This is a genomic window from candidate division TA06 bacterium (genome assembly GCA_004376575.1).
Classification (GTDB): domain Bacteria; phylum Hydrothermota; class DG-26; order E44-bin18; family E44-bin18; genus E44-bin18.
The window spans coordinates 1-6,805 of the sequence record SOJN01000042.1 but is presented as its reverse complement, the minus strand read 5'-3'; the positions used below and the strand labels follow the sequence as shown (position 1 = coordinate 6,805).

Sequence of the window (6,805 nt, the reverse complement as noted above, 5' to 3'; positions counted from 1 at the left end):
AGGTTCTCTGCTGGGACTGTCATAGCCAGACCATTTGATGGCGAATCAGCTGCATGGGTACGTCGCGGACGGTGCTTAGTATGTGACACCGCGAGTCAACACCATGGGGTCCCTCTCAGAGTCCAAACAGGTGTTGGAGTGAATAGATGCTAACTGTGATTGGATTTGTGTTGATGGTGGTCAACTTTCTTGGTATCCACGCCTTCTGGCGCAGGAACTGGTGGCGTCAACCCCTTCTGGAAATCGACTACATTCTGATGGTAAAAAGAAATCCAAGACTCAGGAACCTCAATGCTCTTCTAAAAAGAAAGGGTACCGTAGCTACGCTCTTTTTTTTCTTCCTCTACGCGCTTGGGGCAGCTCTGGTCATCATCCGGTTCAATAGACTGTGGGCATCTATTCTGATCGGCCTGATTTCGTTGTGGATGGCTCACGATGTGTTCATTATCCTCGTGTCGAAATACTCGCCAAAGATTCGACTCCGCAGCTATCTATACCAACCGTACTTCCTCGCTTGGCGCAGGGATAATCTAAGCGAGTACACGGATGAGGAGGTTGAGCTGGCGGTCTGCAAAGCATGCAAGATCGACCCCGAGCTCATAGTCACTGGCGAAATGGACTTGAGCACATTTCTGCTCACCTTACACAAGGAGACGATGCCTGAACCAGAACACCAGAGGTACCCGGAGATTCTAGAGCAGCTTAAATCGAGGGCCGCTAATCTTGTTTGGATGGGTTGATGTATTATCTTAGGGCCTCGTGAGTCCGTCGGCTGCAGGTTGAGGAGATATTGCAATCCGATTTGCAGCCGCGCCGCGAATCATCGTGTGTTATGCGATTTCTGGTGGGTTTGTGAACCCCTTAGCGGTGAGATTGGCGAGGAAGGGGTGATGGGCATGGAGGATATTACGAGCGTTGCAGTTCCAAACTGAAAGGGCTTACTTATGGTCAATTTCAAGGTTGTTGCTACAAAACTAGGTGAAGGAGTCAAATACGCGACGACGATCAACGAAATCAACAGAATGGCGAAAGCCGTCTTTGACTTTGAAGTCAAACACCATCCCAACCAAGATATAACCTCGACGCGTTCTCAGCTGGTGTACGACTGGGTCATCACCCTATCCGAGCAACCCATGGATGAGGAAGCAAAGGTGGCACAACTTGACGAATTTGTCCGAAACATCACCCCAGCGGATAGCGCGCTCCGCGCGTTAACCAGGTTTTCGGATGTAGGTGAGGCTGCCTCCTTCTGGTCAATCATTCACCCTGCAATTGCAAAGGTGGCAAGAGGGAGATTCGAAGGTGGTTATTTCGCGGATGCCGTTGAATCGGCACTGAAGGATGTGAACAACCGCGTGAAGAAACACGTCAAAGGCAAGACCAAGCAAGAGCTTGACGGTGCCTCCCTCATGAACCGCGCTTTTTCAGCAAATCGTCCTGTAATAGCTCTTGGTAACCTTAAGACCGATACTGGGAAGAGCATTCAAAAGGGATATATGCAGATATTTGCAGGGTCAATGACAGGCATTCGCAATCCCAAGGCGCATGCCAACATTACCATAGACCAAAAGCGCGCAATTCATTACTTGATTATTGCAAGTCTGCTGATGTACAAGCTGGATGAGGCAGGTGTGCCGTAGCTACAGTATAGGTTGTGCTCGTGAGCCTGCTGGCAGTGAGGTTGGCCGAGAGGGCGTGATAACAGGTGGGTAATGAGATTGATGTGCGGTAATAGATGCCTCGAAATAGTTAGCTTTCTCGCTATTGCCCTGCTACTCCTTGCCGGGTGTGCCAGAACAGAGGTGTCATACGACCTAAGTACAGCTTTGATGCGGTCTACGTTCAAAGTAGCCGCAGAAGGTCTGAGGGGTACTGTCTTTGTCTTGGAAAGATCCTCAGGGGAGGGCGCTGGCACCACGTGCCACGTACTGATAACAGCCGCTCATGTGCTCGAGAATGTGACAGGGGACAGCATAGAGCTTGTCCTGAGAAAGAAGACCGACGGCACATATGAGAGACTGCCTTTTGCGATACCGATCCGTGAAGAGGGAAAAGACCTTTGGGTGCGCCACCCCAAGGTGGATATTTCTGCAATGTACGTGGATTTGCCAGACCAAGCCGATGTTGGTCGTGTGTCCACAGACCGGCTTGCAAACGATGATGTATTCAAGAAGTTTGAGATCCACCCTGGGGACGAGGTCATGTGTCTTGGTTACCCAGGTGCGAATGAGGCGAATCCGGCAGGTTTCCCGATATTGCGTAGTGGCAAGATAGCTTCCTATCCTCTGCTCCCTTCGGAGCAGAACGAATACTTCTTGGTTCACATGGAGGTCCTCTCGGGCGATAGCGGTGGGCCAGCTTATTTATGTCAGAGGCAAAGGTTCTACGCAGGGCAGACACATCAAGGTCCGGAGGCACTCATCGTTGGTGTGGTAGGCCAGCACAGGGTAATTGGTGGAGAAAAGCTCTGTGATGGGAAGACAGACAAGACTCCTAGTTTGCTGCTAGCTAAGGTCATCCATGCACAGTTCGTAAAAGAAACTGTTGAGCTGTTGAAACCGTGTGAATCAAACTAGGAGAGGAACGATGAGTGAGTTCGTGTTTATATTAGGGGCGGGAGCTTCAAAGGAAGCGGGTGCACCTCTCATGGCTGATTTTCTTGACAGAGCCGAGGAACTACGTAGGATGAAGGACGTGGATGAACTAGAACCGGACTTCGACCGTGTGTTTGACGCTATTTCTGGACTGATGTCGGTTCACTCAAAATCCGAACTGGATATATATAACATAGAATCAGTCTTTGCTGCTTTTGAAATGGGAAAGCTGGTCCGCACGTTGCCGGGCATCTCAGAATCTAGCATAGATACACTGCTGCTATCCATTAGGAGGGTCATCACCAAAACGCTTGAAAAATCAGTAATGTATCAGTTTCGCGATGGCAGAGTACACCCGGACCGGTCATATCACTCGTTTGCTCTGAGGATAAAACAGCTGAACGATGATGGCCAACGAGGCAGGTGTTCGATTATCACGTTTAACTATGACTTAGCATTGGACTACGCCCTGCATTTCGAAGGTCTGCCCCCTGACTATGGATTGTCAGAAACCAAGGAGCCTGGCACAACCTCCTTGATCAAGCTGCACGGTTCTTTGAACTGGGCTCAGTGCCGCAAATGTCGAGCAATAGTTCCGTGGGATTTGAAGGCATTCTTTCGCAAATACCGCTTTGACTCCCTGGAAGAAGGGCAGTTTATGCGTCTGAGCCTCGGTTCCAAATTACACAAGTCGGACCTGATGCACTGCATGGAGAAAGTCGAAGGCGAACCCGCAATTGTTCCCCCCACATGGAACAAGACTGAGTACCATGACAGCATACAGAAAGTCTGGCGCCATGCGGCTCGGCAATTGTCAGATGCTGAGAACGTCTTGGTGTCAGGTTATTCGCTGTCTGAGACAGACTCGTTCTTCAGGTACCTCTATGCGTTGGGCTCTGTCGGGCAAGCCAGAATCAAGCGTTTCTGGGTGATCGATCCTGACGAAGAAACGGTACGGCCCAGATTCGAGCGGATGATCGGGTCCGGCATAAAGGCTAGATTCAAGTTTTACAAAGAAGACTTCGGTTGGGCTGTCAACCATATCTTCAAAGAACTAGCTGCCACTTGCTAGCCGCACTGAAACTGTCCGTGACCGTTAAGGGAGCTGACCAAAAGCAGATTCTTCGTCGCCCTAACGAGCTCCTCAAGAATGACAGGTGGCAGATTGCTCGAACCTGCTTCTGGCGGAGGTCGCAATCCTGAGAGAGCCACGTTTGTCCCTGCAGGCGCCAGATCCGGTGATGTAGACTGTCACCTCTTGAGTCTAATATCCTGTTTCCAAATAGCTTAGGTGCTATCAATCCCTGCGACGTATTTTCCACAAAAACCCCTTGCAAAGCCCATGGCTGGGTGATATAGAATAGATGTAGATAGAACTTGAAACGAATAGTCATAGGTGCTAGCTTAATATGAGGTAGGCTGCCTGCTCTGGGACAAAGGCAAAGGAGTGTCTGATGGGGAAGATGAAGATTGTTTCGGAGTTTGATCAGGCGGCAGACCTTGTCCTATTTGAGGGTGACTGTCTTCACTTGCTGGGGGATATTCCCGATGGGTTCGTCAAGCTAGTAGTCACCTCCCCGCCATACAATCTAGGCAAACCTTACGAGACTCGGCTGGTCTTGGATGACTATCTGTCCCAGCAACGGAAAGTCATAGAAGAGTGCGTGCGGGTATTGCATGGCAGAGGTAGCATTTGCTGGCAAGTTGGGAACTACGTTGACAACGGCGAAATCATCCCGCTTGATGTCGCGTTGTACCCGATCTTCAGCTCATTAGGCTTACATCTGCGCAATCGAATTATATGGTACTTCGGACACGGCCTGCATGCTTCCAAGAGACTCTCGGGCCGATACGAGGTTGTCTTGTGGTTCACAAAGGGGGATGAGTATACTTTCAATCTAGACGCAATCCGAATACCCCAGAAGTATCCCAAGAAAAAGTACTTCAAGGGCCCCAAAAAGGGTCAGCTTTCCGGCAATCCTCTGGGCAAGAACCCTGGTGATATTTGGGAAATTCCCAACGTAAAGGCCAATCACGTTGAGAAGACCATTCATCCGTGTCAATTTCCGGTCGAGCTCGTTGAACGTTTGATTCTTTCGATGACGAACGAGAATGATTGGGTATTAGACCCGTTCATTGGCGTGGGCACTACCGCAATCGCAGCGTTGATACACAATCGAAAGGCTCTTGGTGCTGAAATCATGCCTGAGTATGTAAAGGTTGCGAAAGAGCGCATTCATATGGCAGAAAAGGGGACCTTACGGATTCGGCCAATGGAAAGATCTGTCTATGACCCTGAAATTCCGGGCCACAATGTCCCACCAAAAGTCATACAGCTACGACCTACGTCAGTTCAGTCCAAGTTATTCGAACGGCCTGGGAGATACAGTACAAAGGAGGAGGGAAAATGAAGGTTGTGTACGAGTACTCGCATCTGGGTGGTGCAGAGATACTCAAGGTTCGTTTCCGGAGTTGTGAACGTGAGATTTATCAGATCATCTCGCAAGTGAAGGCCAAGAGAACAAAGGTTAGTAAAGAAAAGACAATGAAGGGGAAGAGGCTCTTTTCTCCGAAAGACATGAATACCCAGTTCCGCAAAGCATTCAGAAATCGAGGTTACGAAGAACTGAAAGACGTCTATGTGATTACGATACCGCACAGTGAAGTGCAAGTTCCTGGGGCCTTCAAACAGATTGACTTTGTGAAGGCCAAAGTTCTTGTTGAAGTTCAGTTCGGTAAGTATGCATTCATGTTTTACGACATGGCGAAGTTTCAGTATTTCTTCAATGAGAACAAGGCCGATGTAGGAATTGAGATAGTACCGTGTCATACGCTGCACAAGCAGATGTCCACGGGTGTGTCGTATGGCGAGCAGCTGATCTATGATATTGAACGGCTGAAACGTCACTTTCCCGCCGTACCTATCAAGGTAATCCTCATTGATGTAGACTGACACAAGTACAATAGATAGCAGCTCAACAGCTTTGGGGTTGGCGAGAGGCGCCTCTACATTGAAGATGGTGGAGCTAAGATTGGATATTGCGGGTTGGGGAAGAGCTGGGAGATTGCTTCGCCACCTTCGGTGGCTCGCAATGACATATTTCGTTCTTGTGCTCTGTAATCAGTACTCGGTACTTCGGTAGGGAAAAAGCAGATTCTTCACAGAGTTTATGCTGAGCGAAGCGAAGTGTTCAGAATGACATGGGAATATCAAGGGGGCAGGCTCCTCTACATTGACACTTTGGGTTAAGCAAGAGCTGGGAGATTGCTTCGTGTCCTTTGGCGATTGTCCTCCGCCGGCTTGTGCCGACGAAGGACCAAATATGTCTCATCCCGCCTGCGACGGGCTGGACCTATTTGGCTCGCAATGACCGGAGTTGAGCGTAGATGTTTCGGCTTGCCTTTGCACTCTGCAATTCGTACATTGTACTTCCCCACAAGGGGGTATTGTACTTCCCGTAGGATAGGGATTTCGTGTTTGACATTGAGGGCCAAAAATGCGAGCATATCTGTGGGGCCAGCTAGCACTAAGTGGGGGGGAGTGTTATGGCCAAATACGTGGGTGATTCAAGAACCAGGCTTGTCCACATTTATGAGCCAACTATTCGCCAATGTTCTAATGTGGGCGATATACGCGAGAGAAGAAAAGTCTTCTTTGATACGCTTGAAGAAGCTATTGCAGCACGCTATAAGCTATGCCATGATTGTGACTTCGGCGTGGATGAATTTGTCCCGTAGGTGCTTTTCCATGACGGTGCGTTAGACCTCAGTGGGCGCGGTTTCCGCGCCCCTACAATTAGGCTCAGTACTCACCAAGCGATTCATCGGGGAACCAGAGGACTCTTGATTCGATTGCCTCTTTTTGCGCTCTCTCCAGCGAGTCTACGTCCACTCCCATGCACCACAGCTCATCAGCCAGTTCCTCTTTCTCTGACTGGAGCAAATCCAGCTTATATTGCCAGTACCGGACCTGCTCTATTCGGTCCATTTCTGCCCTCATTCCAGCCAGTCGTGCTGTGACGGCTACAAGTTCCTTTGTCAGCCTTGTCCTTTTGACCAACCGTGGGCAGCGCTGGAGTATGTATGGAGGGACGCACAACACAGCATAGGTGAAGGACATCAGGATTATGAGGAATAGGAGTGTGTGCTTGAGCATACGAACCTGAGGAGGGGAACTTCCTTCCATGTCCAATCACCTCCTCTCTCACCAT

At 49.6% G+C, this 6,805-nt stretch carries 8 protein-coding genes; 7 read left to right on the top strand and 1 reads right to left on the bottom strand.

Features of this window, described 5'->3' with window-relative positions:
* Positions 1–146: 146 nt before the first annotated feature.
* From E3J62_03140 to E3J62_03110, 7 genes are all read left to right on the top strand, one after another.
* Entirely contained in the window at positions 147–740 is a 594-nt protein-coding gene (locus E3J62_03140) for a hypothetical protein (GenBank protein TET46837.1), read from the top strand.
* Positions 741–944: 204 nt separating this feature from the next.
* Positions 945–1,640 carry a TIGR02391 family protein gene (locus E3J62_03135; protein TET46836.1) on the top strand — a complete coding sequence of 232 codons (696 nt, stop codon included), beginning with the start codon at positions 945–947 and terminating at the stop codon, positions 1,638–1,640.
* Between the two features lie 81 nt (positions 1,641–1,721).
* Positions 1,722–2,576, top strand: coding sequence for a hypothetical protein (locus E3J62_03130; GenBank protein TET46835.1), 855 nt, complete (start codon positions 1,722–1,724; stop codon positions 2,574–2,576).
* Positions 2,577–2,586: 10 nt separating this feature from the next.
* Entirely contained in the window at positions 2,587–3,666 is a 1,080-nt protein-coding gene (locus tag E3J62_03125) for a hypothetical protein (protein TET46834.1), read from the top strand.
* A 382-nt stretch (positions 3,667–4,048) separates the two neighbouring features.
* The gene (locus tag E3J62_03120; GenBank protein ID TET46833.1) at positions 4,049–5,005 is read left to right on the top strand and encodes a site-specific DNA-methyltransferase; all 957 of its coding nucleotides are present in this window, start codon (positions 4,049–4,051) and stop codon (positions 5,003–5,005) included.
* The gene (locus E3J62_03115) at positions 5,002–5,547 is read left to right on the top strand and encodes a BstYI (protein TET46832.1); all 546 of its coding nucleotides are present in this window, start codon (positions 5,002–5,004) and stop codon (positions 5,545–5,547) included. Before E3J62_03120 ends, E3J62_03115 begins: the two co-directional genes overlap by 4 nt.
* Positions 5,548–6,140: 593 nt before the next feature.
* Positions 6,141–6,332, top strand: a complete 192-nt coding sequence (locus E3J62_03110) for a hypothetical protein (protein ID TET46831.1) — start codon at positions 6,141–6,143, stop codon at positions 6,330–6,332.
* Between the two features lie 64 nt (positions 6,333–6,396).
* Here the strand turns inward: E3J62_03110 and E3J62_03105 are convergent, their stop codons facing one another.
* Complete coding sequence (locus tag E3J62_03105) at positions 6,397–6,780, bottom strand: hypothetical protein (protein TET46830.1); 384 nt, start codon at positions 6,778–6,780, stop codon at positions 6,397–6,399.
* Between the last annotated feature and the right edge of the window lie 25 nt (positions 6,781–6,805).